Raw genomic sequence first — 23,964 nt, forward strand, 5'->3', positions numbered from 1 at the left:
ACTGGCTGTGGTGACGTTCGCGCAGGCGCAGGAGCGCGCCGAGGAGTGGATCAACGGCGAGCTGCCGTCGTACCAGCACCGAGAGGTGCGGGTGCGGGAGTTCGAGCTCGGGTTCGTGGTGTGGGCGGAGGACCGCGAGGGCGGTCCGACGTCCGACGGCGGCCGCCAGCGGCTCGTGATCGCCCGGGACAGCGGTGAGGCCACGCTGTGGCCCGGTCTGCCGGTGGGCGAGGTGATCCGCCGGTACGAGGAGGAGTACGGCTCCGCCGACGACGTCCCGGCCCAGGCGGCCGTGCCCGCGGCCCGTATCGACCTCAACCAGACGTCGTTCCTGCTGAGTCCGCCCGAGTGGCTACAGGACGCCGCCGACAAGATCGGCATTCCGGCCGGCCCGAACGCCTCTCAGGAGACCGGCGGTTCGTCGGCCCCGGCGGACGACGTCTCGGAGGCGGTGGGCGCTGGGGACGCGGTGTCCTCGGCGTCGGTGGCGTCGTCGGGCGGGGACGGCAGCGAGGGCGTCGGTGTCGGTGTCGGCGCGAGTGTCGGCGCGAGCGCCGGTCCCGGTGCGGGGTCCGGTGCCGTTGCCGGGGATTCCGGTTCCGAGTACGAGCCGACGGCGATGGACGGGGTGCCGGCGGCCGCGCCTTCGGCCCCTCCGTTCGCGCCTCCGGCCCCCGCGCCTCAGGAAGCGCCGGCTCCGCCGGCCGCCCCTCCGGCTCCGCCTGCCGCCGCCCAGGCTGCTCCCTCCGCCCCCGTTCCCGCGCAGGCTCCCTCCGCTCCCACCCCTGCTCCCGCTCCTGCTCCCGCTCCTGTTCCCGCTCCTGTTCCCGCTCCCGCGCCCCTCCCGGCTTCGCCGTCGTTGAGCGGGCCGTGGGTGGACGCGAACGCGAGCTCCGGGGGTGCGGACGGGGCGGTGCCGTTGCCGGCGACCGTGTTCGCGCCGCCGCTGTCGGGGACGGACGACGAGGACACTCCGCCGCCGTTGGTGGGTGCCGACGCGCCGACCGCGTTGATGAAGGGCGGCAGTGCGCTGCCGCCGACCGCCGTGGCTCCCCGGCTCGACCCGTCCGCGCCGCGGCCGGACGCCGCCGCCCCGGCGAACCCGCCGGCCGCGCCGGCGCCGGGCGCTCCGGTGCCTCCGCAGGGCGGGCCCGGTGTGCCGCCGCCTCCGCCCGCGCCTTCGGCGCCGGGTGCGGGGGACATCGCGGACGCGGCGACCAGCAAGGCGACGGTGCCGCCGAAGGCCGGTGGGCGGGGTCCGACGCCGCCTCCGCCGCCCGGTGTGCCGGGTACGCCGGGAGCGTCGTCGGGTGCGGGGGCGTACATCCCCACGCAGTTGGTCTCGCAGCTCGGGCCCGAGGGGCTCCAGCCGCCCGCGCAGCCGGGTCCGCCCGGTCCGCCGCCCGCTCCGGCGCCGCCCGGTCCGCCGACGCCGCCGCAGCCCGTGCACCACGCCGCGACGATGCTGGCGCATCCGAACCAGGGCGGTCCGGGCGCACCGCCGCCGCCTCCGCCGCCGCCGGGCGTGCCGGGTACGCCTCCGGGCGGCATCGCGCATGCCGCGACGATGCTGGCGCACCCCGGTCCGGCCGGTCCGGGGGTGCCGCCGCCGCCCGCTCCGGCGCCGCCGGTGCACGGTGGGCACACGCCGCCGCCGGCGCCCGGTCCGGTACCGGGAGCGCCCGCGGCCGGGGGGCCCGTACCTCCGGCGTACGGCTATCCGCAGCCGGCGGGGCAGCCGACGGTGGGCCCTGGCTACCAGGCGGTGCTGCGGTACCGGGCGCCGGACGGTTCCGAGGCGCAGATCATCCGGCGTTCGGCGCCGGGCACGCCGCATCCGGAGTGGCAGATCCTGCACGAGCTGCGCGCGATGAACGTGCCGCCGCAGCAGGTGCTCGAACTGCACACGGAGCTGGAGTCCTGTGAGCTGCCCGGTGGTTACTGCGCGCGGATGATCCGGGAGACGTGGCCGCAGGCGCGGATCACCAGCATCGCCCCGTACGGCCGTGATCACGCGGGCCGACAGCAGGGCATGCGGCAACTCCTGACGCATCAGGGCGAGTTGCACCAGGTCGCGGACGGTCCGGCGCGGCCCGCGCCGGTGCGGGCGCCGCTGCCGCAGGTGCAGCCGGCGCCGCCGATTCCGCCGGAGGGGATCGCGCAGGAGCTGGCGGGGGCGTTCGGTCCGGGCATCCTCCGTTTCGACCAGCGTGCGGTGTCCCGTCAGGGCGTGCCGGAGCTGGTGGCGCGGACGCTGGTGTGGGCGGGTCTGCCGGCGGACTTCGGTCCGTTCTTCTGGGCGCAGCCGGCCGTGCCGGTGGTGCCGACGCTCGCGGAGCTCGCGGCGCAGCGGCAGGTCCAGGCGGCGACGGACGCGAGTTCGTACCTGGTGCTGGGTTCGGACTTCGGACGGGCGATCTGCGTCCAGTACGGGACCGCGCACATCGTGGCGGTTCCGGTGGAGGCCGGTCCTGGCGGACAGCCGGTGCCGCCGCAGTTCGTGAACACCGGGCTGCCGGAGTTCACGCGCTCGCTGGCCCTGCTGGGCCGGATGTGGCGGCTGCGGTTCGGGCTCAACCCCGAGCAGGCGGGGCGCTGGACGGTCGACTTCCAGGCGCAGCTGGCGATGCTGGACCCGCAGGCGCTGGCGTCGCCGGAGAACTGGTGGTCGGTGCTCCTGGAGCAGATGTGGGACGGCCTCCTGTAGTCGGAGGCAGGCGGAATGTGACGAAAGGCGCTCGACGTGCGTGCACGTTGGGCGCCTTTTGTCCGTTCTGATGGCGCATCCTTGACGTTTGAGGCCATACGGGAAGGGGCGTCAGGGATGGGATTCGCTGTCGGACGGGGCCGGGGGTACCGCCCCGAGCAGGTCGACCGCCAGGTCGCCGCACTCTCCGAAGAGCGCGACGGCGCCTGGGAACGGGCGGCGCGGCTCACCGTACTCGCGAAGGAGATGGAGGCCGAGGCCGCCCGGCTGCGCGCCGCCGTCGAGGCCCTCGCACCCCAGCGCTACGAATCCCTCGGCGACCGGGCCCGCAAGATACTGGAGATGGCCGAGCAGGAGGACGAGGAGCTCGTCCGCGCCGCCGAGGCCGACGCCCAGGCCCTCGCGGAGGCCGCCGAGGCCGCGGGCGCGGAGGCCGCCGAGGCCGCCCGGGCGTACGCGGAGGGCGTCCGGTCCGCGGCCGAGGCCGCCGCGGGCACCACCCTGGAGGCCGCCCGGAAGCAGGCCGCCGAACTGGCCGCCGAGGCCCGCCGCGACACCGACGAGCAGCGGACCGCCGCCCGCGAGGCCTACGAGGAGACCGAGCGCCGCTCCGCCGACCTCCTTGCCGCCCAGCGCACCGAACAGGCTGCGGTACGCGACGAGGCCGACCACGAGGCCGAAACCCGCGCCGCCGGCCTCGACGCCCGCCACGACGAACTCGTCTCCCGTGCCGAGGCCCGCCTCGCCGAGGCCCAGCGCGCCCTCGCCGAGACCGAGGAACGGGCCCGTCACGGCCAGGAGGACGCCGAGGCCCGCGCGGAGGAGCTCCTCGCCGAGGCCCGCATGAAGGTCGAACGCGTCGAGCGCGACACCGAGCGCCTCCTCCGCGAACACGACGAGTCCCGCGACGAGATCCACTCCCACATGGAGCACATCCGCAACTCCCTCGCCACCCTCACCGGCCGCCCCACCGCCCCCGGCGAACCGACCGCACCGGAACGGCCCGACGAGGACGAGGACTTGACGTAAGGGGACGGCCCCGAGCGCGCCCCCTGGGGCCTGCCCGGAAAGTCCCGCCTGGTTCGCGGGGCCCGGGGCGCACGCTCGCACCAGGACCGGCTCCCTGATCGTGCCCGGTCGACCGGGCACCCCTAGGCTGACCGGCCATGCTCATGAAACTGACGGCGGTCACCCTGGACTGCGCCGACCCGATGGCCCTCGCCGCCTTCTACCACCGCGCCACCGGCATCCCCCTCGCCGACCGCTCCGACGACGAGTTCGCCGGCCTCCGCGGCCCGGACGGCGGCCTCTTCCTCGGCTTCCAGCGCGTCGACGACTACCGCCCCCCGACGTGGCCCACCCAGACCGTCCCCCAGCAACTCCACCTCGACTTCGACGTCGACGACCTCGACGCGGCCACCGCCCGACTCGTCGACTGGGGCGCCACCCTGGCTCCCTCGCAGCCCGAAGCCGACCGCTGGCGCGTCCTGCTCGACCCGGCGGGCCACCCCTTCTGCCTGACGGTTCCGCGCCCGCCCTCCTAGGGCCTGCCCGGCGGATCAGGGCCGGACAGGCCCTAGGGGACGTCCTGCCGGTCATGCCGGGGCCGCGGTGGTGTCGCCGATCTTGGTGGTACCGGGGCGGCGGGAGGCGTGACCGGAGGGCCCGTTAACCTCCTGAGTCCAGGGGAGGGAACCCGTACATGCATCACGCACACACCCGCGGCCGCCGTCTCGCGACCGCCGCCGTCACCATCGTCCTCGCCGCCACGGGCGGCACACTCACCACGCTCCCGGCCGCCGCCGCGCCGGTCGCCGCGCAGGAGGACCCGCAGCAGACCACCGTGACGTTCCCGCTCGACGCGGACGTCGTCGGCGCGGGACCGAGCGGATTCCTGTCGAAGACCCGCGGCACCACCCCCGAGTACCGGTGGACGCGGTACGCGGACGGTTCGTCGACCGTGCTGCCCGGGGCCGCCGCCGCCGGAGGCGGCTCGGACCTCGTCGTCACCGGCAACCGGGCCCTGCTGTCCGTCAGTTCGCTGATCCGGATCCACGACGTGTCGAAACCCGCTGTGACGTCCGTGGAGATCGACCTCGACGCGCTCGGCGACTACTCGTACTCGGGCCTGGCCGGCGACACCCTGCTCCTCGGGAAGTACGAGGGCGGTTACCAGGTGCAGTACGCCGCCACGCTCGACGCCGCCGTGCTCGCCGGCGGCACGCCGAAGCTCCGCAAGCTGGTCGGAGGGGCCCTCGTCGACTGCGACGCCGCCGACGAGGCGTGGACGGACACCGCCTCCGCGCTCTACGACTGCCTGATCGGCGAGACACGGATACCCGCCAAGATCCTCGTCGACCTCGCTTCGGGGGCGGATTCCTGGAACGTCCAGGCCAAGGACGAGTGGGCGTGGCACGGCACGGTGTCCGCCACACACGTGGCCTGGCGTGAGGCTCGACCGGGGGGCGACGGGATCGTCGCCCTCAAGCGCGGCACCACCACGCCGCAGTGGATCCCGGACGACGAAGCCGATACCTCCGCCCCGCTCTACCTGGTCGGCGGCTGGCTCGCGACCGGCCAGAAGGCCCACATCAGCGCGTCCACCTTCCTCGACGGCGCGGCGAACCCGATGATGAGGCCCTTCACCGTCCAGTCGATCCAGACCGGCGAGAAGGACACCCTCCTCACCGCGTTCTCCTCCGCCGTCACCGGCCCCGGCGGCACCCTCCTGGTGCGCGGCGGGACCCCCGAGCAGGGCGAGGGCCTCTACCGGATCTCGCCGCGCGCCGACGGCGGGCGGCCGGACGTCGAACTCGTCGCGTCCACCGGGCAGTCGACGGTCGTGACCCTCACCGGCTCCGACACCCCGAAGGCGCTCACCGGCGAGCAGGCCGAGCGCGGGGTCGACTTCAGCTGGGACCTGTCCCGGGCGGACAGCCGGGTTTGGGTGACCCTGACCCACGTGCGCAGCCGCACGACGGTGCGGGACGGGTGGTCCGTCCCGTACGGGGTCACCCCCGGGACGCCGCGCCGGATCACCTGGCATTGGGACGGAAAGAGCCTGGAGGGCGGCCAGGACCTCGGGACGGCCCCCAACGGCGAGTACGAGTGGCAGCTCATCGCGCGCCCGGACGAGGGAATAGGCCCGGAGCTCAAGGCCACCGGCCGTTTCACCGTGACGCGGCCCGTGGGCGCGCACGACTACAACGACGACGGCACCCCGGACCTGTTCGTCCGCTGGGGGGACGGCGAGCTGCGGCGGGTCGGCACGATGCGGACGCGGGCCGGCGACAACGTGGAGGCCACGGGAGGGCTGCCGGTCGGGACCGGGTGGCAGGTCTACGACCGCATGGAGTCCGTCGGGAACATCGCGGGCACCGCGGTGGCCGACACGATCGCCCGGGACAGGAGCGGCGCGCTGTGGCTCTACCAGGGCACCGGCGTCGGGGAGAAGCCGTTCTCGGGGCGTACGAGGATCGGGACCGGCTGGCAGGTCTACGACCAGGTGGCGGGTGGCAGTGACCTGACGAACGACGGGAAGCCCGACCTCCTGGCGACGGACAAGTCCGGCGGGCTGTGGCTGTACCCCGGCACCGGGAACGCCAACGCCCCGCTCTCCGCGCGGAAGAGGATCGGTACCGGCTGGGGGATCTACAACCAGATCACCGCGACCGGCAACCTCGCCGGTGCGCCCGCCGGCGACCTCGTCGCCCGGGACAAGGCCGGTGTCCTCTGGATGTACCTCGGCCTCGGCAACGGCACCTTCGCGCCGCGGGTCAGGCTGGGCGGCGGCTGGAACGCGTACCGGGACATCGTCGGCATCGGTGACGCCGACGGCGACGGGCGTGCGGACCTGCTCGGGGTGAACGACAGCTCGTACCTCTACAGGGGTACGGGGGACTGGCGGGCGCCCTTCAAGGGCGCGGTGCGCAACGGCCTGGTCGAGCCGGGCAACTGGATCGACGCGGCGTTCTGACGGGCCCCGGGCCCTCGCTCCGCCTCACTCCGCGCCCCGTCGCTCCCCCTCCTCCGGCAGGACGGGGAAGCGGCGGGGGGCGAGGGTGAGCAGGACGAGGAGGGCCAGGGCGGCGGCGCCGGCGGCGCCGAGGTAGACGTAGTCGACGGCGGCGTCGACGGCGCGGCGGAGGTGGTCGGTGGCCTCGGCGGTGAGGGAGGCGGGGGCGTCGAGGGCGCGGGCGAGGGAGTCGAGGTCGCCGTCGCCGCCGAGGCGGGAGGCGAGGACGGAGTTGGCGAGGGCGCCGAAGACGGCGGCGCCGATGCTCTGGCCGACCTGGCGGCAGAAGAGGACGGACGCGGTGGTGGTGCCGCGTTCCTCGTACGGGACGGTGGACTGGACGCCGACGATCAGCGGGAGTTGGAAGAGGCCGAGGGTCGCGCCGAGGAGCAGCATGAGGAGCGCGGGCTGCCAGGGCTCGCCGGGGAAGGGCAGGAGCGGGAAGGCGAGGAGGACGAGGAGGGCGCCGGAGATGCCGAGGACGGCGGTGAGGCGGAAGCCGATGCGGGTGTAGACGCGGTTGGAGAGGGCGGCGGAGATGGGCCAGCTGAGGGTCATCACCGAGAGGACGAATCCGGCGGCGATCGGGCCGAGGCCGAGGACCGACTGGGCGTAGGTCGGCAGGAAGACGGTCGGGGCGACCATGAGGAGGCCGAGGGCGCCGAGGGCGAGGTTGACGGCGGATATCGTGCGGCGGCGCCAGACCCAGCCGGGGATGATCGGTTCGGGGGCGCGTCGTTCGACGGCGACGGTCACGGCGGCGAGGACGGCGGATCCGCCGAGGAGGCCCAGGGAGGGTGCGGAGAGCCAGGGCCAGGCGACGCCGCCCTGGACGAGCGCGGTGAGGAGCAGCGCGCCGGTCGCGAAGATGGCGAGGGCTCCGGCCCAGTCGACGCGTACGCGTTCGCGGGGGGCGGTGCGGGCGGGTTCGACGAGGTGGCGGCCGATCAGCCAGAGGGCGAGGAGGCCGACCGGCAGGTTGACGAGGAAGATCCAGCGCCAGTCGGCGTAGCCGGCGAGGAGGCCGCCGGCGGCGGGTCCCGCGACGGAGGACGCGGCCCAGACGGAGGAGAGCTTCGCCTGGATCTTGGGGCGTTCCTTCAGCGGGTACAGGTCGGCGGCGATGGTCTGGATCGTGCCTTGGAGTGCGCCGCCGCCGAAGCCCTGGATCACGCGGAACGCGATGAGCGACGCCATGTTCCAGGCGGCGGCGCACAGCAGCGAGCCGACGACGAACAGGATCACGCCCGCGACGAGGACCGGCTTGCGGCCGAAGGTGTCGCTGAGCTTCCCGTACACGGGCAGCGTGACGGTCACCGCGAGCAGGTAGCCGGAGAACAGCCAGGAGAACACGGCGAGTCCGCCGATGTCGCCGACGATCTGGGGCACGGCCGTGGACACGATCGTCCCGTCGATGGCGGCCAGCCCCATCGTGATCATGAGCGCGGCGACGACGGGCCCCCGTCGCGCGGCGGCCGGGGCGGAGGGCGCGGGCGTCGCTTCGGCTCCGGCCCGGGTCGTCGACGGTTCCGTCACCGCGCACCCTTCCTTTCTTCATACACCTAAATGTCTGAGGGTCAGGGTCTCACTAGGACCAGGGGTGGAGGAACCCCTAGGGGCTTCTCCCCCATAGGGGCCAGGGGTCGTTCGTACCGGCGGAGGAGGTGCGAGGAGGTGGGGGGTTCTTAACTTGAACTTACAAACCAAGCCACTGCTTCAAGGAGACAACCGTGACTTCGGCTGTGACCATCCCCAGGCACGGGGGTACTGGAGGGCGTACGGCCGTTGCTGCGAGGGCGCGGCAGGTGGTGAAGGCGTACGGCTCGGGGGAGACCCGGGTCGTGGCGCTGGACTCCGTCGACGTGGACATCGCCCGCGGCCGGTTCACCGCGATCATGGGCCCGTCGGGGTCGGGGAAGTCGACCCTGATGCACTGCCTCGCCGGGCTGGACACCGTGACGAGCGGGCAGATCTTCCTGGACGAGACCGAGATCACGGGTCTGAAGGACAAGAAGCTGACGCAGCTGCGGCGGGACCGGATCGGCTTCATCTTCCAGGCGTTCAACCTGCTTCCGACGCTGAGCGCGATCGAGAACATCACGCTGCCGATGGACATCGCGGGCCGCAAGCCGGACGCGGAGTGGCTGCGGCGGGTGGTGGACACGGTGGGCCTGTCCGAGCGGCTGAAGCACCGGCCGAACGAGCTGTCCGGCGGTCAGCAGCAGCGCGTGGCGGTGGCTCGGGCGCTGGCCGCCCGCCCGGAGATCATCTTCGGTGACGAGCCGACCGGAAACCTGGACTCGCGGGCCGGCGCGGAGGTGCTCGGCTTCCTGCGGACGTCGGTGGACGAGCTGGGGCAGACGATCGTGATGGTCACCCACGACCCGGTCGCCGCCTCCTACGCGGACCGGGTGCTGTACCTCGCCGACGGGCGGATCGTGGACGAGATGGAGCGGCCGACGGCCGACGCCGTACTCGACCGGATGAAGGACTTCGACGCGCGCGGGCGGACGTCATGAGCGTCCTCAAGACCTCGATGCGCAACTTCTTCGCGCACAAGGGCCGGATGGCGCTCTCCGCCGTCGCCGTCCTGCTGTCCGTCGCGTTCGTCAGCGGCACCCTCGTGTTCACGGACACCATGAACACGACGTTCGACAAGCTGTTCGCGGTGACCGCGTCCGACGTCACCGTCAGCCCGACGAACTCCGACCCGTCGGACGAGACCCCGGACACCGGCCGCCCCGAGTCCCTTCCGGCCTCCCTCGTCGAGAAGGTGCGGAAGGCCGAGGGCGTCAAGGACGCCCAGGGTTCCGTCGCCTCCCTCGCCGTCACCGTCGTCGACGCGCAGGACAAGAACGTCGGACCGACGAGCGGCGCGCCCACCATCGCCGTCAACTGGAGCCCGTACGAGCTGCGTTCGGTGGAGCTCACCGCCGGTCACGAGCCGCGCGGCCCCACCGACGTGGTCGTCGACCGGGACACCGCCGACAAGCACGGCCTGAAGCTCGGCGACGAGCTCCGGACGATCGCCGCCACCGGCGACTTCACCACCACCATCAGCGGCATCGTCGACTTCAAGGTCACCAACCCCGGCGCCACCGTCGTCTACTTCGAGACGGCCGCGGCCCAGCGTGGACTCCTCGGCAAGGAGGGCCTGTTCACGCAGGTCATGGTCGACGCGGAGCCCGGAGTCACGGACGACGCCCTGAAGGCGAACGTCGCCGCCGCGCTCGGCGACGGCTACGACCTGAAGACCGCCGCCGAGGCCGCCGACGCGGGCCGCGAAGACGTCGCGGGCTTCCTCGACGTCATGAAGTACGCGATGCTCGGCTTCGCCGGGATCGCCTTCCTCGTCGGCATCTTCCTCATCGTCAACACCTTCTCGATGCTGGTCGCCCAGCGCACCCGCGAGATCGGCCTCATGCGGGCCATCGGCTCCAGCCGCAAGCAGGTCAACCGTTCCGTCCTCATCGAGGCCCTGCTCCTCGGCGTCGTCGGCTCCGTCGCCGGTGTCGCCGCAGGCGTCGGCCTCGCCATCGGCCTCATGGAACTGATGTCCTCCATGGGCATGGAGCTGTCCACCGACGACCTCACCGTGAAGTGGACGACCCCGGCCGTCGGCCTCGCCCTCGGTGTCCTCGTCACCGTCCTCGCCGCGTACGTCCCCGCCCGCCGGGCCGGGAAGGTCTCCCCGATGGCCGCCCTCCGCGACGCGGGCACCCCCGCGGACGGGAAGGCCGGCCGGGTGCGGGGCGCGATCGGACTGCTCCTCACGGCCGCCGGCGCGGCCGCGCTGTGGACCGCGACCCGCGCGGCGGAGGCCGGACCCGGCTCCCTCTGGCTCGGCCTCGGCATCGTCCTGTCGCTCCTCGGCTTCGTCGTCGTGGGTCCGCTCCTGGCGGGCGGCGTGGTCCGCGCCCTCGGCGTCGTCGTCCTGCGGGTCTTCGGCCCGGTCGGCCGGATGGCCGAGCGCAACGCCCTGCGCAACCCGCGCCGCACCGGCGCCACCGGCGCCGCCCTGATGATCGGCCTCGCGCTCGTCGCCTGCCTCTCGGTGGTCGGCTCCTCCATGGTCGCCTCGGCCACCGAGGAACTCGACCGGTCCGTCGGCGCCGACTTCATCGTGCAGAACGCCACCGGCCAGCCGGTCGTCCCGCAGGCCCAGGCCGCCGTGGAGAAGGTCCCCGGCCTCGACCACGTCACCGAGTACAAGTGGGTCGACGCCACGATCACCGACCCGAAGGGCGGCACCTTCGAGCACGGCCTCGCCGCGACCGACCCGACGTACCCGCAGGACCTGCGCCGCGAGACCGTCGCGGGCCGCCTGACCGACGCGTGGGGCCCGGGCGCCATGTCCGTCGGCAGCGACTACGCGACCGAGCACGGCGTCAAGGTCGGCGACACCCTCACCGTCGCCTTCGCGCACGGCGAGACCGTGCGGCTGAAGGTCGTCGCGATCACCTCCGACGAGTCCAACGTCGACAAGGGCGCCATGTACACGGCCCTCTCGACCGCCTCCGAGGCACTTCCCGCCGACCGGATGCCGCAGTCCGCGCTGCTCCTCGCCTCCGCGCGGGACGGCCAGGACGCCCAGGCCTACCAGGCCCTCAAGGACGCCCTCGCGCCCTACCCGCAGTACAAGGTGAGCAACCAGGCCGACTACAAGGAGGACCTGAAGGACCAGGTCGGCCAGCTGCTCAACATCGTGTACGGGCTCCTCGCCCTGGCGATCGTCGTGGCCGTCCTCGGCGTCGTGAACACCCTCGCCCTCTCCGTGGTCGAGCGGACCCGGGAGATCGGCCTCATGCGGGCCATCGGCCTCTCGCGCCGCCAGCTGCGCCGCATGATCCGCCTGGAGTCGGTGGTCATCGCCCTCTTCGGCGCACTGCTCGGCCTCGGCCTGGGCATGGGCTGGGGCACGGCCGCCCAGAAGCTCCTCGCCCTGGAGGGCCTCGGCGTCCTGGAGATCCCGTGGCCGACGATCCTCACGGTGTTCGTCGGATCGGCCTTCGTGGGCCTGTTCGCGGCCCTGGTCCCGGCTTTCCGGGCCGGCCGGATGAACGTCCTGAACGCCATCGCGAGCGAGTAGCGGACCCGGCTCGAAGCGGTACGGCCCCGGTGGAGCTCCACCGGGGCCGCCCGTGTTTCGGAAGCGACTGTCGGTGCACCGTCGTACGCTGGACACCCCGGCCCGTACGACGTGTCGGGCTGTTCGCGTTGCCCGCCTCCGGCACCCCTCGGGATGGACACCTTCATGAGCCTGCACGGTCTGCTCGATGTCGTCGTCAAGGACGCGGCTCTCGCCGAGGCGGTGAAGGCCGCCGCCGACGGGAACCGTCCGCACGTGGACCTGGTCGGCCCGGCGGCCGCGCGGCCGTTCGCGCTGGCCGCGCTGGCCCGTGACTCGGGCCGGCCGGTGCTCGCGGTGACCGCGACCGGGCGGGAGGCGGAGGACCTGGCGGCCGCGCTGCGGTCGCTGCTCGACCCGGACACGGTCGTCGAGTACCCCTCGTGGGAGACGCTGCCGCACGAGCGGCTCTCGCCGCGTTCGGACACCGTGGGCCGCCGTCTCGCCGTACTGCGCCGCCTCGCCCATCCGCGGGACGACGACCCGGCGGCCGGCCCGGTCAGCGTGGTCGTCGCGCCGATCCGCTCCGTGCTCCAGCCGCAGGTCAAGGGCCTGGGGGACCTGGAGCCCGTGGCGTTGCGGTCCGGGCAGACGGCCGATCTGAACGAGGTCGTCGAGGGCCTGGCGGCCGCCGCGTACTCCCGGGTGGAGCTGGTCGAGAAGCGCGGTGAGTTCGCCGTGCGCGGCGGCATCCTGGACGTCTTCCCGCCGACCGAGGAGCACCCGCTCCGGATCGAGTTCTGGGGCGACGACGTCGAGGAGATCCGCTACTTCAAGGTCGCCGACCAGCGGTCCCTGGAGGTGGCCGAGCACGGTCTGTGGGCGCCGCCCTGCCGGGAGCTGCTGCTGACGGAGGACGTACGGGAGCGGGCGGCGGTGCTGGCCGAGGCCCACCCGGAGCTGGGCGAGCTCCTGAACAAGATCGCCGAGGGCATCGCGGTCGAGGGCATGGAGTCCCTCGCCCCCGTCCTCGTCGACGACATGGAGCTCCTCCTCGACGTGCTGCCGAAGGGCGCCATGGCCGTGGTCTGCGACCCCGAGCGGGTCCGCACCCGGGCGGCGGACCTGGTGGCGACCTCGCAGGAGTTCCTCCAGGCGTCCTGGGCGGCGACCGCCGGTGGCGGCGAGGCCCCGATCGACGTGGGCGCGGCCTCCCTGTGGGGGATCGCGGACGTACGCGACCGGGCGCGGGAGCTGGACATCGCCTGGTGGTCGGTGTCGCCGTTCGCCGCGGACGCGGCCGACACCGACGGCGACACGCTGACCCTCGGGATGCACGCCCCCGAGTCGTACCGCGGCGACACCGCACGCGCGCTCGCCGACACCAAGGGCTGGCTGGCCGACGGCTGGCGCACGGTCTACGTGACGGAGGCGCACGGCCCGGCGTCCCGCACGGTCGAGGTCCTCGGCGGCGAGGGCATTCCCGCCCGCCTCGACGCCGACCTCGCCGAGATCTCCCCGGCCGTCGTGCACGTCTCCACCGGCTCCATCGACTACGGCTTCGTCGACCCGGCCCTGAGGCTGGCCGTGCTCACCGAGACCGACCTGTCCGGCCAGAAGGCCGCCGGCAAGGACGGCCAGCGGATGCCGGCCAAGCGACGCAAGACGATCGACCCGCTGACCCTGGAGGTCGGCGACTACATCGTGCACGAGCAGCACGGCGTCGGCCGTTACGTGGAGATGGTCCAGCGGACCGTGCAGGGCGCCACCCGCGAGTACCTCCTCGTCGAGTACGCCCCCGCCAAGCGCGGCCAGCCCGGCGACCGGCTGTACATCCCGACCGACCAGCTGGAGCAGGTCACCAAGTACGTGGGCGGCGAGGCGCCGACCCTGCACCGGCTCGGCGGCGCGGACTGGACGAAGACGAAGGCGCGGGCGAAGAAGGCCGTCAAGGAGATCGCGGCCGACCTGATCAAGCTGTACTCGGCCCGGATGGCGGCCCCCGGCCACGCCTTCGGCGCGGACACCCCGTGGCAGCGCGAGCTGGAGGACGCCTTCCCGTACGCGGAGACGCCCGACCAGCTGTCCACCATCGCCGAGGTGAAGGAGGACATGGAGAAGACGGTCCCCATGGACCGTCTGATCTGCGGCGACGTCGGCTACGGCAAGACGGAGATCGCGGTGCGGGCGGCCTTCAAGGCCGTGCAGGACGGCAAGCAGGTCGCGGTCCTCGTGCCGACGACGCTGCTCGTGCAGCAGCACTTCGGCACCTTCAGCGAGCGCTACTCCCAGTTCCCGGTGAAGGTGCGGGCGTTGTCCCGCTTCCAGACCGACACCGAGTCGAAGGCGACTCTGGAGGGCCTGCGGGAGGGCTCCGTCGACGTCGTCATCGGTACCCACCGCCTGTTCTCGTCGGAGACGAAGTTCAAGGACCTGGGCCTGGTCATCGTCGACGAGGAGCAGCGCTTCGGCGTCGAGCACAAGGAGCAGCTGAAGAAGCTCCGGGCCAACGTCGACGTGCTGACGATGTCCGCCACCCCGATCCCGCGGACCCTGGAGATGGCGGTGACCGGCATCCGCGAGATGTCGACGATCACCACCCCGCCGGAGGAGCGGCACCCCGTCCTCACCTTCGTCGGCCCCTACGAGGAGAAGCAGATCGGCGCGGCCGTGCGCCGTGAACTCCTGCGCGAGGGGCAGGTCTTCTACATCCACAACCGGGTCGACTCGATCGACCGGGCGGCGGCCCGCCTCCGGGAGATCGTTCCCGAGGCGCGGATCGCGACCGCGCACGGCCAGATGTCGGAGACGGCGCTCGAACAGGTCGTGGTGGACTTCTGGGAGAAGAAGTTCGACGTGCTCGTCTCCACGACGATCGTGGAGTCCGGCATCGACATCTCCAACGCCAACACCCTCATCGTGGAGCGCGGCGACAACTTCGGCCTCTCGCAGCTCCACCAGCTGCGCGGCCGTGTCGGCCGCGGCCGCGAGCGCGGGTACGCGTACTTCCTGTACCCGCCGGAGAAGCCGCTGACCGAGACCGCGCACGAGCGGCTCGCGACGATCGCCCAGCACACCGAGATGGGCGCCGGCATGTACGTGGCCATGAAGGACCTGGAGATCCGCGGCGCGGGCAACCTCCTCGGCGGCGAGCAGTCCGGTCACATCGCGGGCGTCGGCTTCGACCTGTACGTGCGGATGGTCGGCGAGGCGGTCGCGGACTACCGGGCGCAGATGGAGGGCGGCGTGGAGGAGGAGGCGCCCCTGGAGGTGAAGATCGAGCTCCCGGTCGACGCCCACATGCCGCACGACTACGCGCCCGGGGAGCGGCTGCGGCTCCAGGCCTACCGGTCGATCGCCTCCGCCAACTCGGAGGAGGACATCAGGGCCGTGCGCGAGGAGCTGACCGACCGCTACGGCAAGCTGCCCGAGCCCGTCGAGAACCTGCTCCTGGTGGCGGGCCTGCGGATGCTGGCCCGTGCCTGCGGCGTCGGCGAGATCGTCCTCCAGGGCTCCAACATCCGTTTCGCCCCGGTCGAGTTGCGCGAGTCGCAGGAGCTGCGCCTCAAGCGTCTCCACCCGCGCACGGTCATCAAGCCGGCCGTCCACCAGATCCTCGTCCCGCGCCCGACGACGGGCAAGATCGGCGGGAAGCCGGTGGTGGGCCGTGAACTCCTGTCCTGGACCGGGGAGTTCCTGACGACGATCCTGGCTTAGCGGCGGTGTCGCCCGGCCGGTCCGCCGGGCGGGCCGGCCGGGTGGCGGGGCGGCGGGGCGGTCACAGGATGTCGGGGTCGACGGCCTCGGCCATCGCGCGGTAGCCCGCGTCGCTCGGGTGGAGGTGGTCGCCCGAGTCGAAGGCGGGGCGCATGAGGTCGGGGTCGGCCGGGTCGGCGAGGGCGCGGTCGAAGTCGACGTAGGCGTCGTAGGCGCCCGAGGTGCGGACCCAGTGGTTGAAGGCGTCCCGCTGGGCCTCGTTCTCCGGGGTGTCGAAGACGGACGCCTTGATCGGGGTGAGCGTGGCGCCGACGATCCTGAGGCCCTTGGCGCGGGCCTCGCGGATCAGGGCCCGGTGGCCTTCGACGAGTTCGTCCACGGTGACCTCGGGTGCTTCGGGGGTGCCGGGGCCGCCGATGTCGTTGATGCCGGCGAGGACGAGGACGGTGGTGACGCCCGGTTCGGTGAGGACGTCCCGGGCGAAGCGGTCGACGGCGGGGGCGCCGTGCGGGCCGTTGTCGCGGACGACCTTGTTGCCGCTGATGCCGTGGTTGAGGACGGCGCGGGGGCGGCCCGCGGCGGCGAGGCGTTCGGCGAGGGCGTCGGGGTAGCGGCGGTTCGCGTCCCGCGTCGAGCCGACGCCGTCGGTGATGGAGTCGCCGAAGGTGACGAGGCCGTCGCGGCGGGCCCCGTCCCGGCCGCCGGCGACCTCGATGCCGGAGAGCAGGTACCAGGAATCCCCGGCGTCGGTGAAGGCGCTCGCCCGGGTGTCGGCGAGGCGGTCGCCGTCGGCGCGGCGGCCGGTGGCCGCCGCGAAGCGGTGGATCGTGGCGGGGCCGGTCGGCTCGGCCAGGCGGAGGGTGACGGTGACCGTCTCGAACGCGGTGACGGGGAAGACGGCCGCGTCGGTGCGGACGGAGCCGCCCGGGGGGACGGTGACCGTGGGCGCGCCGTGCCCGAAGGTCACCTGCCGTGCCGAGCCCGGCCGGACCGCGCCGCCGCCTGCCGTGCGGGCGACGGTGGCCCCGGCGATGCGGAGGGGGCGGGTGCCGTAGCGGTGGGTGAGTTCGATCCTGAGGGTGCTGCCGCCGGTGGTGACGCGGACGGACTGGCGCAGGGTCTGGTCGGCGAAGCCGTCCGTCGACCAGTTGTCGGGGCCGGGGGGTTGCGGCGAGGCCGCCCAGGCGCCTCGCCATGCCTCGCCGGGTACGGGGGTGGCGGGAGCGGGTGCGGTCGCCAGGGGCCGGTCCGGGGCGCCGTCGGTGCCGCAGGCGTTCAGGGCCGCGGCGGCGGCCAGGGCGACGAGCGCGGTCGTGGCGGTGCGGCCGGGGTGCCGGGCGGGGGCGCGGGCGGGGGCGCGGGCGGGGGCGGGGGCGCGGCTTCCTGAGCGCCCGGGGGAGCCGGGGGTGTGGTGCGTCGTCATCCGTTCCGCTGTTCCGTCTTCGTGCGCGGGAGGTCCGCGCCGAACATCGAGCCGGTCAACGAGCGGAAGACCTCGCCCGGGTCGCGGCCGCCGACGGGGTCGTCCAGGTTGTGGGTGAGGAGCAGGGTCGCGAAGCCGTGGGCGAGGGACCAGGCGGCGATGCCGGCGGTGCGGGCGTCGGGGACGGAGCCCAGGCCGGTGACGCCGGCGCGGAGTTCGGCGGAGGCGCGGTCCTTGGCGGCGAGGAGGGCCGGGTCGTCGGCGCGCAGCAGCTCCGGCTGGAACATGACGGTGAAGTGGGCGGGGTGGTCGACGGCGAACCGTACGTACCGCACGCCGCGTTCGCTGAGCTCGGGTGCGTCGGCGAGGGCGTCGGCGAGCAGGTCGTACCCCTGGGCGGCGATGGCGGTGAGGAGGCCGGTGCGGTCCTTGAAGTGGTGGGCGGGGGCGGCGTGGGAGACCCCGGCGCGGCGGGCGAGGTCGCGCAGGCTCAGCGCCCCGGGGCCCTCGGCGGCGATCACGTCGAGGGCGGCGGCGAGGACGGCCTGCCGCAGGTCGCCGTGGTGGTAGCTGTTCCGGCTCGTCATGGCAGCAGCCTAGCCCGTATCTAGTCATTGACAAGTTGCGGGGGCGGGGGCAATCTAGTCAGTGACAAGTCGATGGTGCGAGGAGGACGTCATGGAACCCGTGAAGCCCCTGGAGACCCGGCCGGCCAAGGCGGCCGGGTCGGTCGACGAGACCGCCGGAGCCGCGTGGACCGCCGAGGTCGTGGAGCCCGGACGCGTACGTCAGATGTGGCATCTGCTCGAACCCCTGCACGCCCTGCTCTACTACGCCCCCGAGGCCTTCGACGAGGCCGCCGCCCTCGGCTACGACACCACCGAGCGCTGGCCCTCCTACTTCGCCTGGCGGGCCGCGCCCCTCGGCGCCCCCGGGGCGGTCCCGGTGACGTCCGCCTTCTACAGCTTCAGCCCCGCCATGGTCGCCCGGTACGTCCCCGCCGTCTGGGAGACCGCCGCCCCGCCGGAGGTGCTCGCCGCCCGGCTGCGGGCCGTCGACCGCACCTACCGGGCCGTCCTCGGCGACGACGTCGTCGAGGGCCCCGAGCTCGCCGAGGCCGCGGCCCTCGCCCGCCGTGCCGCGGAGGCCGTCCGGCCGCTCGGGCTGGGCGGACGCCCGCTCGCCGCCGCCAACACCGGGCTGCCCTGGCCCGACGCCCCGCACCTCGCCCTCTGGCAGGCCGCGACGGTCCTGCGCGAGCACCGCGGCGACGGACACCTCGCCGCCCTCCTCGCCGCCGGGCTCGACCCGGTCGAGGCGCTCGTCTCCTTCGCGGCGATCGGCGCCGCCCCCGAGCCCGTCTTCGAGAGCCGCGGCTGGTCCGCCGCCGACTGGTCGGCCGCCCGCGCCCGCCTGACCGCCCGCGGTCTCCTCGACCCGGCAGGCGCCGCCACCGAGGCCGGCCGCGCCCTGCGCGCCGAGGTCGAACTGCGCACGGACGTCCTGGCCGCCGCGCCCTGGGCCGCCCTCGGACCCGACGCCACCGCCCGGCTCGCGGACCTCCTCGGCGGCCCGTGGCTCGCGGCCATCGGCTCGGGCCTGCTGCCCGCCGAGAACACCCTCGGCATCGGCAAGGTCTGACGCGCCGGCGGAGCCGGACGGGGCGGGCTGCCGGTTCTCCGGACGTGCCCCGTCGGCCGCCGCCCAGGGGGTGCCGGCGAGACACCCCCTAGGATTCCGGGGTGTTCACACAACGGACGTATCGAACGAATCGAAGGACCGCCGCCGCGGTGGTGCTCGCCGCCACCGCGCTCGTCACCACCGCCTGTTCGCCCGGAGCCGGCACCCCGGACGCGGACGGCGGCTCGGGCGGGACGTCGGCCGCGCGGGGTACGGCCCTGGCGGCCGTGGACACCCTCACGGTCAAGGGCCGGGCCCCGAAGGCCGGGTACGAGCGGGAGAAGTTCGGCCGCGCCTGGGCGGACGTCGACGGCAACGGCTGCGGCACCCGCGTTATCTCTATGCTTCGCCGGGTGGCTGAGGAGTTTGCGCAGCTCACACAGGGGATGGTGAGTTGTGCTTACTGAGAGGCACATGAGTCACAAGAGGGTGGCTGGCGCGCGATTCCTCCGTGCGGTGACGGTGGCCACGACTGCCGTGCTTCTTGTGTCGGGATGCGAGGGCCTCGGCGATGACGGCTCCTCCGCGGGGCCCGGACCGACTCCCGACGGGCGGGCGGTCAGCCCGCTCAAGAACCCGGACGGTACGAAGCCAGGGCTCGCGCCGGTGACGACGGTGGAGGACAGGGCCGAGGCCCGCAAGCTCATCGAGGAACTGTCCACGAAGGGGCGGGGGCCGAAGACGGGCTACGACCGCAACAAGTTCGGCTATGCATGGATGGACACGGCCGACGGGGTGCCGCTCGCGAGGAACGGGTGTGACACTCGAAATGATCTCATTCGCCGTGATGGTCAGAAGCTTCGTTTCCGGGCCGGCTCCGACTGCGTCGTGATCGCCATGACGCTGGACGACCCGTACACCGGGACGACCATCGAGTGGCGTAAGCAGCAGGCGTCCGAGGTACAGATAGACCACGTGGTGCCGCTGTCGTACAGCTGGCAGATGGGTTCGTCGCGCTGGCCGAAGAGCAAGCGCGAGCAGCTCGCCAACGACGTGCTCAATCTGATCCCGGTCCAGGGCCGGGCCAACTCGGCCAAGGGCGATTCCGGACCAGCCGCCTGGCTGCCTCCGCACAAGCAGATCAGGTGCTCCTACGCGATCCGCTTCGCACAAGTGGCACTCAAGTACGACCTTGCGGTGACGACGGCGGACAAGGCGACGATGCTGAAGCAGTGCGAAGACCGATAGCGATGTCGGAGGTGGTGGCTAGGGTGCACTGCCGTGGACGCTGCTGATCTTGACTACCGGGCCCGGACGCTGTCCGGCTGCATCCCTCCGCTCCTGGTCACCCGACTCCTTGAGCTGGGTCACACGGAGGAGGTGGAGTTCCAGGCCGGCCGTGGGGAGTGGTCCTGCGCGCGGGAGTGGGCGCGGCTGCTCGGTGACCAAGGTCGGCAGGCCGAGGCGTTGGAGGTGTTTGCTCCATACGTCGCCACGGGCTGGTGGCCGGCCGCCCAGGCCCAGGCGGAGCTGCTGGAGAGCTGGGGGCGGGCACAGGAGGCGATCGCGCTGGCCCGGCCGTACGCGGAGGTCGGAGGGCTCCCGCTGGAGTTCTTCGCGCGGCTGCTGGCCCGGCACGGACGTATGGACGAGGCGGTCACTCGGCTGAGCGCCGGGATCGAGGACCGGCTCCTCGCCACCGCCCTGGTCGACATCGCCGGGGAAGCGGGCCGGGACGAAGACATCGTCGCGCTGCTGGCCGCCCGGATCCCGGACCAGCACCGGTGCGACAGCCCATGGTGCTGCCGAGGCCTCGCCCCCGACACAGCGATCGGGCTGCTTGCCATGATCCGCGAACGTCAGGGCCGCGTCGACGAAGCGATCGCCCTGCTGCACACCCGGCAGCACATCACCTCCGTCAACAATCACGACCAGTTGGCCGGCCTGCTGGCGAGACACGACCGGATCGAGGAGCTGCGTGTCTATGCGGCGTCCGAGCGCTACGGACACGCCGCACAGTGCCTGGCCGACGTGCTGGAGGAACGCGGCGACGTGGAAGGAGCGATCGCCGCCTACCGGACGTTCGGCGGTTCACCGGAAGGCATGTGGCACGTGGCCGTCCCCCTGACCCGGCTCCTGGTCCGGCGCGGCCGCAGCGACGAGGCGATCGAGGTGATGTACATGCTCGCCGACCAGGTCGGCGCAGAGGACTGGATCGTCGACACGCTGTGCACCCTGTACGCCGACCACGGCCGAGCCCAGGACGGCCTGGCCTACCTCGACGCCCTCAAGGCGTGCCGCGGCGGCGAGGAGGAGTGGGACTTTTTCAGGCTGCGGCTTCGACTCATGGCCGACTGCGGTCTGCTCGACGAAGCGATCGAGCAGGCGCGGAGGCACGCCCAGGGCGACACCTCGTACGCGGCCCGGACCATCTCCGGCCTATTGGCCAAGACTGGTCGGGTCGAGGAGGCCGTCGCGGTTCTCGAACCGCACGCCTTCGCCAACCGCGGTTCTCTGGCCGGGCACCTCATCGACCTGGGCCGCGTCAAGGACGCCGTGATGCTCCTTAAGCAGCGCAAATCGGAGCCGGTCGCACCCGTTTGGCCCGGCTCGTTCTCCAATGAGCCCTGATTCTGATCTGACTCCGCGAGATGTCCCGGCGGCTGTCCGGCAAGACGACCCCCCGAGCCGGACAGCCGCAGGGTGTGGCGGTGGAGCGCGGGTTATGAGGACGGTACGGCCCGCATCGCACGGCGGAGCCCGGCTCGTGCGGCGGTGAGATCGTCTTCCGTCTCACGCAGACGGTCCTCCAGGGTGGCGATCCGATTCCTGGCCTCTGACAGTTCCTCATTCAGGGCGGTGTTCCGCTGCTCCAGTCGTTGCACCCGCTGGATCAGCTCGTTCTGGTTCACTCCGTCCAGCTCGGCACCGAGAGACAGCCGAACCCGGTTCAGGAGCTGGTCGCGTTCCCTCTTGAGATCCTTGATCTCTTCGCGTGCCAGGGCGAGGTCCGTCCGCAGCCCGGCAGGGGACACCTGTTGTGCCACCGGAGCGGTGGAGTCCTGACGTACCCGCTCTCGCTGGGAGGCGATGCCCTCCCGAACCGCTCGGTGCACCTGGGGCTGGTTGTAGACGAACCACGTGGACACCGCCGCGTCCCGCGCCACCTGGCTGACGGTGATACGCCGTCCCGAGCGGAGAAGGCCGTCCAGGGCGTCGAGCGCGCGCGTGGTCTTCTCCTCGCTGTCCTTGGCGCGGCTGGCACGCAGGCGCTCGACCCGCGCGTTCCGGTCATTGCTGCTGGAAGCAGCGGCACTCTTCATTCGGGGCTCCGTGCCGTCAGTGCCTGCAAGGGGACGAATGCTGCTGCGGAGCGGGCCTTGCGCAGCTCGCGTGAGGCGGATTCGACGGCGGCCCGCTCCTCGGCGGGCAGCACGTCGAGTTTCCGCCGCATCTCGTCGGCGGACTTTGAGTAGGCGCGGATCTGGTCGTCGAGATTGCGCACGACCCAGTCGGCGGCCTCCATCGCCAGGGCGGCTTCCTTGTCGGCCCGCAGGTCCGCGATCTGCTGTTCCAGGGCGGGGAGGTAGGAGGGATCGGGTCGGTAGAAGTCGCATCCGGCGCACTGGAAACGGATGCGGCAGTGCCCGCCGCCGGCCTTGACGTTGCTCGGCTCGGTGCAGCCGCCGTAGGGAACCCCGACGCTTTCCACCTCGTAGGCGAGGGGATCGTCGAATCCGCGGGCCGCCCCGTGCCGGTCGACGGCGAGTGCCGCGACCGTGCGCACGGCCTCCTGCTTTCGGCTGAGGGAGACCTTGTAGTAGCCCATGGTCACGTCCAGTGAACGGTGGTCCATGAGTTCCCGCAGGACGTCGGGGCGGGTGCCCGCGTCCGCATGCCGCTGGGCGTACGCGTGGCGGAAGCCGTACGGGACGACCTGAGTGCGGTCGTAGGCGAGCGGGGCACCGTTCTCGTCGAGCTGCTCGTCCACGAGATCCGGAATCAGCTCGTCGATCCAGTCGCGGAAGATTCGGTTGCAGAACTGCGCAGCGTTCAGGTGCCCGCGGCGTGGACGATTGCGCTGTCCTGGCGAGGGAAACAGCCACTGTGCGCAGCCCGGTACGGCTGGCAGTGCATCGAGTTCCTTCTGCCAGGTTTCGACCAGCTGGGCGGTGCTCTCCGAGACAGGCAGGCGGCGGCCGTGCCGCCGCCGCTTGTGGTTGTCGTAGATCAGCGTCGGTTTGCCGTCGACGCGCTCCAGGCAGTCGCGGTGCAGGCTGGTGACCTCACCTGGACGGCGTCCGGTGTCCCTGAGGACCGCGTAGACCACCTGGTACATCCGCGCGAAGTCGGCGGCCGTCCAGCCGCCGCTCGCGTATCCCGTCGATGTGCCCAGCAGTCCGAGGTGCGCGTCGAGCTGGGCGATGACGTGCTCGGGGATCGCGCGCCCGAGGTCGTCCTCGGTCACTTCCACGGCGGCGATGCGGTGGAAGCGGGGGTTGAGCGCGAACCCGCCGGGCACGTGGTCCATCATCCCGGCCTGACGGGCGTATTCCAGGAACGTGCGCCAGTGGCGGAGCAGGGCCCTGCGGTGGCTGCTGGAGTAGTCGTGACCGTCCTCGGGACGCTTGGTGATTCGGAACACGTCCACTACGGCGTTCATGTCAGCCATGGCGAGGAGCCTCGGCTCATCCCCGTGGGGGCGGCCTGCCAGCGCGGAGGACGCGATGGTCGCCGCGTAGACGGTCTGCCGTAGGTCCATGACGTTGGGGCGTGCCGTGCGGCCGTACTCCTTGACCAGTTCCCGCAGCCAACGCTGCCGTACCGGACGGAAGTCGATGTCGCCGTGGACAGCGGCATACCTGCGACCGCGCCCTGCCGTCAGCCCGATGAGGGCGCACTCCCATACGTCGCCCGAGGTCGGATCGGTGCCCTCGAACTCGACGCGTGCGCGTCGGACGTGCAGGAGAACACCGTTCAGGATGCCGGAGGCCGCAGCCGGAAGCCCGGAGGGGAAGGAGGGGTCCAGGTCGAGGAGCGAGCCGAGTCCTGCGGGGAGACCGGCCACGATGCGGCGTACCCGCTGGGGGACCAGGCTGATCCCGGCGTCGTCGCGCTGCTGGAGCCCGTACAGGAGCTCCTGGCGGACTGCAGGACTCACATTCGCGAGCGAGAACTGGGAGACGCCCGGCATCGCCCCGTTTGCGGAGGTGTTGGGTCTGCGGCGGGATGAGTCCGGGGTGTGCGTGGTGTCGAAGTCCGTGGGGTTCCCCAGGAGATGTCGGGCTTTCTGGCAGGCGACGCAGCGGGATCCGTTACTCGCCACATGGGTGGCACAAGCGGTCACCGAACAGACGAACACGCTGGTTGTCGGGTTGCCGGGATCGGCAGTGAACAGGGCCTGAACTGGATCC

General features: G+C 72.7%; 16 protein-coding genes. 11 read left to right on the plus strand and 5 right to left on the minus strand.

Going from position 1 to position 23,964, the window contains the following annotated elements; all coding sequences use genetic code 11:
* Positions 1-7: 7 nt before the first annotated feature.
* The 4 genes from OO54_RS08235 (at position 8) to OO54_RS08250 (ending at position 6,683) form a co-directional block, all read left to right on the plus strand.
* On the plus strand, positions 8-2,707 hold the full coding sequence (locus OO54_RS08235; protein ID WP_033202169.1) for an SUKH-4 family immunity protein: 2,700 nt from the start codon (positions 8-10) through the stop codon (positions 2,705-2,707).
* 117 nt (positions 2,708-2,824) lie between these two features.
* Entirely contained in the window at positions 2,825-3,736 is a 912-nt protein-coding gene (locus OO54_RS08240) for a coiled-coil domain-containing protein (protein WP_033202170.1), read from the plus strand.
* Positions 3,737-3,873: 137 nt separating this feature from the next.
* The gene (locus OO54_RS08245) at positions 3,874-4,251 is read left to right on the plus strand and encodes a VOC family protein (RefSeq protein ID WP_033202171.1); all 378 of its coding nucleotides are present in this window, start codon (positions 3,874-3,876) and stop codon (positions 4,249-4,251) included.
* Between the two features lie 158 nt (positions 4,252-4,409).
* Positions 4,410-6,683, plus strand: coding sequence for an FG-GAP repeat domain-containing protein (locus OO54_RS08250; RefSeq protein WP_033202172.1), 2,274 nt, complete (start codon positions 4,410-4,412; stop codon positions 6,681-6,683).
* A gap of 24 nt (positions 6,684-6,707) precedes the next feature.
* On the opposite strand, the gene OO54_RS08255 is transcribed toward OO54_RS08250, so the two are convergent.
* Positions 6,708-8,258 carry an MFS transporter gene (locus OO54_RS08255; RefSeq protein WP_033202173.1) on the minus strand — a complete coding sequence of 517 codons (1,551 nt, stop codon included), beginning with the start codon at positions 8,256-8,258 and terminating at the stop codon, positions 6,708-6,710.
* A 194-nt stretch (positions 8,259-8,452) separates the two neighbouring features.
* Between OO54_RS08255 and OO54_RS08260 the strand changes: the two genes are divergently transcribed.
* From OO54_RS08260 to mfd, 3 genes are all read left to right on the plus strand, one after another.
* Entirely contained in the window at positions 8,453-9,241 is a 789-nt protein-coding gene (locus tag OO54_RS08260; protein ID WP_017241165.1) for an ABC transporter ATP-binding protein, read from the plus strand.
* Entirely contained in the window at positions 9,238-11,811 is a 2,574-nt protein-coding gene (locus tag OO54_RS08265; RefSeq protein ID WP_033202174.1) for an ABC transporter permease, read from the plus strand. Before OO54_RS08260 ends, OO54_RS08265 begins: the two co-directional genes overlap by 4 nt.
* A gap of 165 nt (positions 11,812-11,976) precedes the next feature.
* Positions 11,977-15,507, plus strand: coding sequence for a transcription-repair coupling factor (gene mfd / locus OO54_RS08270; RefSeq protein ID WP_033202265.1), 3,531 nt, complete (start codon positions 11,977-11,979; stop codon positions 15,505-15,507).
* Positions 15,508-15,568: 61 nt separating this feature from the next.
* Here the strand turns inward: mfd and OO54_RS08275 are convergent, their stop codons facing one another.
* Positions 15,569-16,930 carry an SGNH/GDSL hydrolase family protein gene (locus OO54_RS08275; RefSeq protein WP_078905098.1) on the minus strand — a complete coding sequence of 454 codons (1,362 nt, stop codon included), beginning with the start codon at positions 16,928-16,930 and terminating at the stop codon, positions 15,569-15,571.
* Positions 16,927-17,517 carry a TetR/AcrR family transcriptional regulator gene (locus tag OO54_RS08280; RefSeq protein ID WP_051786784.1) on the minus strand — a complete coding sequence of 197 codons (591 nt, stop codon included), beginning with the start codon at positions 17,515-17,517 and terminating at the stop codon, positions 16,927-16,929. Before OO54_RS08280 ends, OO54_RS08275 begins: the two co-directional genes overlap by 4 nt.
* A 205-nt stretch (positions 17,518-17,722) precedes the next feature.
* Here OO54_RS08280 and OO54_RS08285 point away from each other — a divergent pair, with 205 nt between their 5' ends.
* The 4 genes from OO54_RS08285 to OO54_RS48275 all read left to right on the plus strand — a co-directional run bounded on the left by OO54_RS08285 (position 17,723) and on the right by OO54_RS48275 (position 21,181).
* Entirely contained in the window at positions 17,723-18,571 is an 849-nt protein-coding gene (locus tag OO54_RS08285; protein ID WP_051786796.1) for an SCO6745 family protein, read from the plus strand.
* Positions 18,572-18,672: 101 nt separating this feature from the next.
* Positions 18,673-19,017: a hypothetical protein gene (locus OO54_RS08290; RefSeq protein ID WP_399522991.1), complete on the plus strand. Its 345-nt coding sequence runs from the start codon at positions 18,673-18,675 to the stop codon at positions 19,015-19,017.
* 7 nt (positions 19,018-19,024) lie between these two features.
* Positions 19,025-19,798 (plus strand): HNH endonuclease family protein, encoded by a 774-nt coding sequence (locus tag OO54_RS08295; protein ID WP_051786785.1) that lies wholly within the window; start codon positions 19,025-19,027, stop codon positions 19,796-19,798.
* Between the two features lie 33 nt (positions 19,799-19,831).
* Positions 19,832-21,181 carry a tetratricopeptide repeat protein gene (locus tag OO54_RS48275; protein ID WP_033202175.1) on the plus strand — a complete coding sequence of 450 codons (1,350 nt, stop codon included), beginning with the start codon at positions 19,832-19,834 and terminating at the stop codon, positions 21,179-21,181.
* A gap of 92 nt (positions 21,182-21,273) precedes the next feature.
* Here the strand turns inward: OO54_RS48275 and OO54_RS08305 are convergent, their stop codons facing one another.
* Both OO54_RS08305 and OO54_RS42300 read right to left on the minus strand, forming a co-directional pair.
* Positions 21,274-21,873, minus strand: coding sequence for a DUF6262 family protein (locus tag OO54_RS08305; protein WP_051786786.1), 600 nt, complete (start codon positions 21,871-21,873; stop codon positions 21,274-21,276).
* A complete protein-coding gene (locus OO54_RS42300; RefSeq protein ID WP_159391572.1) occupies positions 21,870-23,711 on the minus strand; it encodes a tyrosine-type recombinase/integrase in 1,842 nt (613 codons plus the stop codon). The genes OO54_RS08305 and OO54_RS42300 overlap by 4 nt, the downstream gene beginning before the upstream one ends.
* Between the last annotated feature and the right edge of the window lie 253 nt (positions 23,712-23,964).

The sequence above is a fragment of the Streptomyces wedmorensis genome, assembly GCF_000716445.1.
Lineage (GTDB): Bacteria > Actinomycetota > Actinomycetes > Streptomycetales > Streptomycetaceae > Streptomyces > Streptomyces wedmorensis.

Excerpts from the sequence above, each read along its gene's own strand:
- OO54_RS08240 (WP_033202170.1), top strand. The coding sequence starts at position 2,825 with ATGGGATTCGCTGTCGGACGGGGCCGGGGGTACCGCCCCGAGCAGGTC.
- OO54_RS08245 (WP_033202171.1), top strand. The coding sequence starts at position 3,874 with ATGCTCATGAAACTGACGGCGGTCACCCTGGACTGCGCCGACCCGATG.
- OO54_RS08250 (WP_033202172.1), top strand. The coding sequence starts at position 4,410 with ATGCATCACGCACACACCCGCGGCCGCCGTCTCGCGACCGCCGCCGTC.
- OO54_RS08265 (WP_033202174.1), top strand. The coding sequence starts at position 9,238 with ATGAGCGTCCTCAAGACCTCGATGCGCAACTTCTTCGCGCACAAGGGC.
- mfd (WP_033202265.1), top strand. The coding sequence starts at position 11,977 with ATGAGCCTGCACGGTCTGCTCGATGTCGTCGTCAAGGACGCGGCTCTC.
- OO54_RS08275 (WP_078905098.1), bottom strand. The coding sequence starts at position 16,930 with ATGACGACGCACCACACCCCCGGCTCCCCCGGGCGCTCAGGAAGCCGC.
- OO54_RS08280 (WP_051786784.1), bottom strand. The coding sequence starts at position 17,517 with ATGACGAGCCGGAACAGCTACCACCACGGCGACCTGCGGCAGGCCGTC.
- OO54_RS08285 (WP_051786796.1), top strand. The coding sequence starts at position 17,723 with ATGTGGCATCTGCTCGAACCCCTGCACGCCCTGCTCTACTACGCCCCC.
- OO54_RS08295 (WP_051786785.1), top strand. The coding sequence starts at position 19,025 with ATGAGTCACAAGAGGGTGGCTGGCGCGCGATTCCTCCGTGCGGTGACG.
- OO54_RS08305 (WP_051786786.1), bottom strand. The coding sequence starts at position 21,873 with ATGAAGAGTGCCGCTGCTTCCAGCAGCAATGACCGGAACGCGCGGGTC.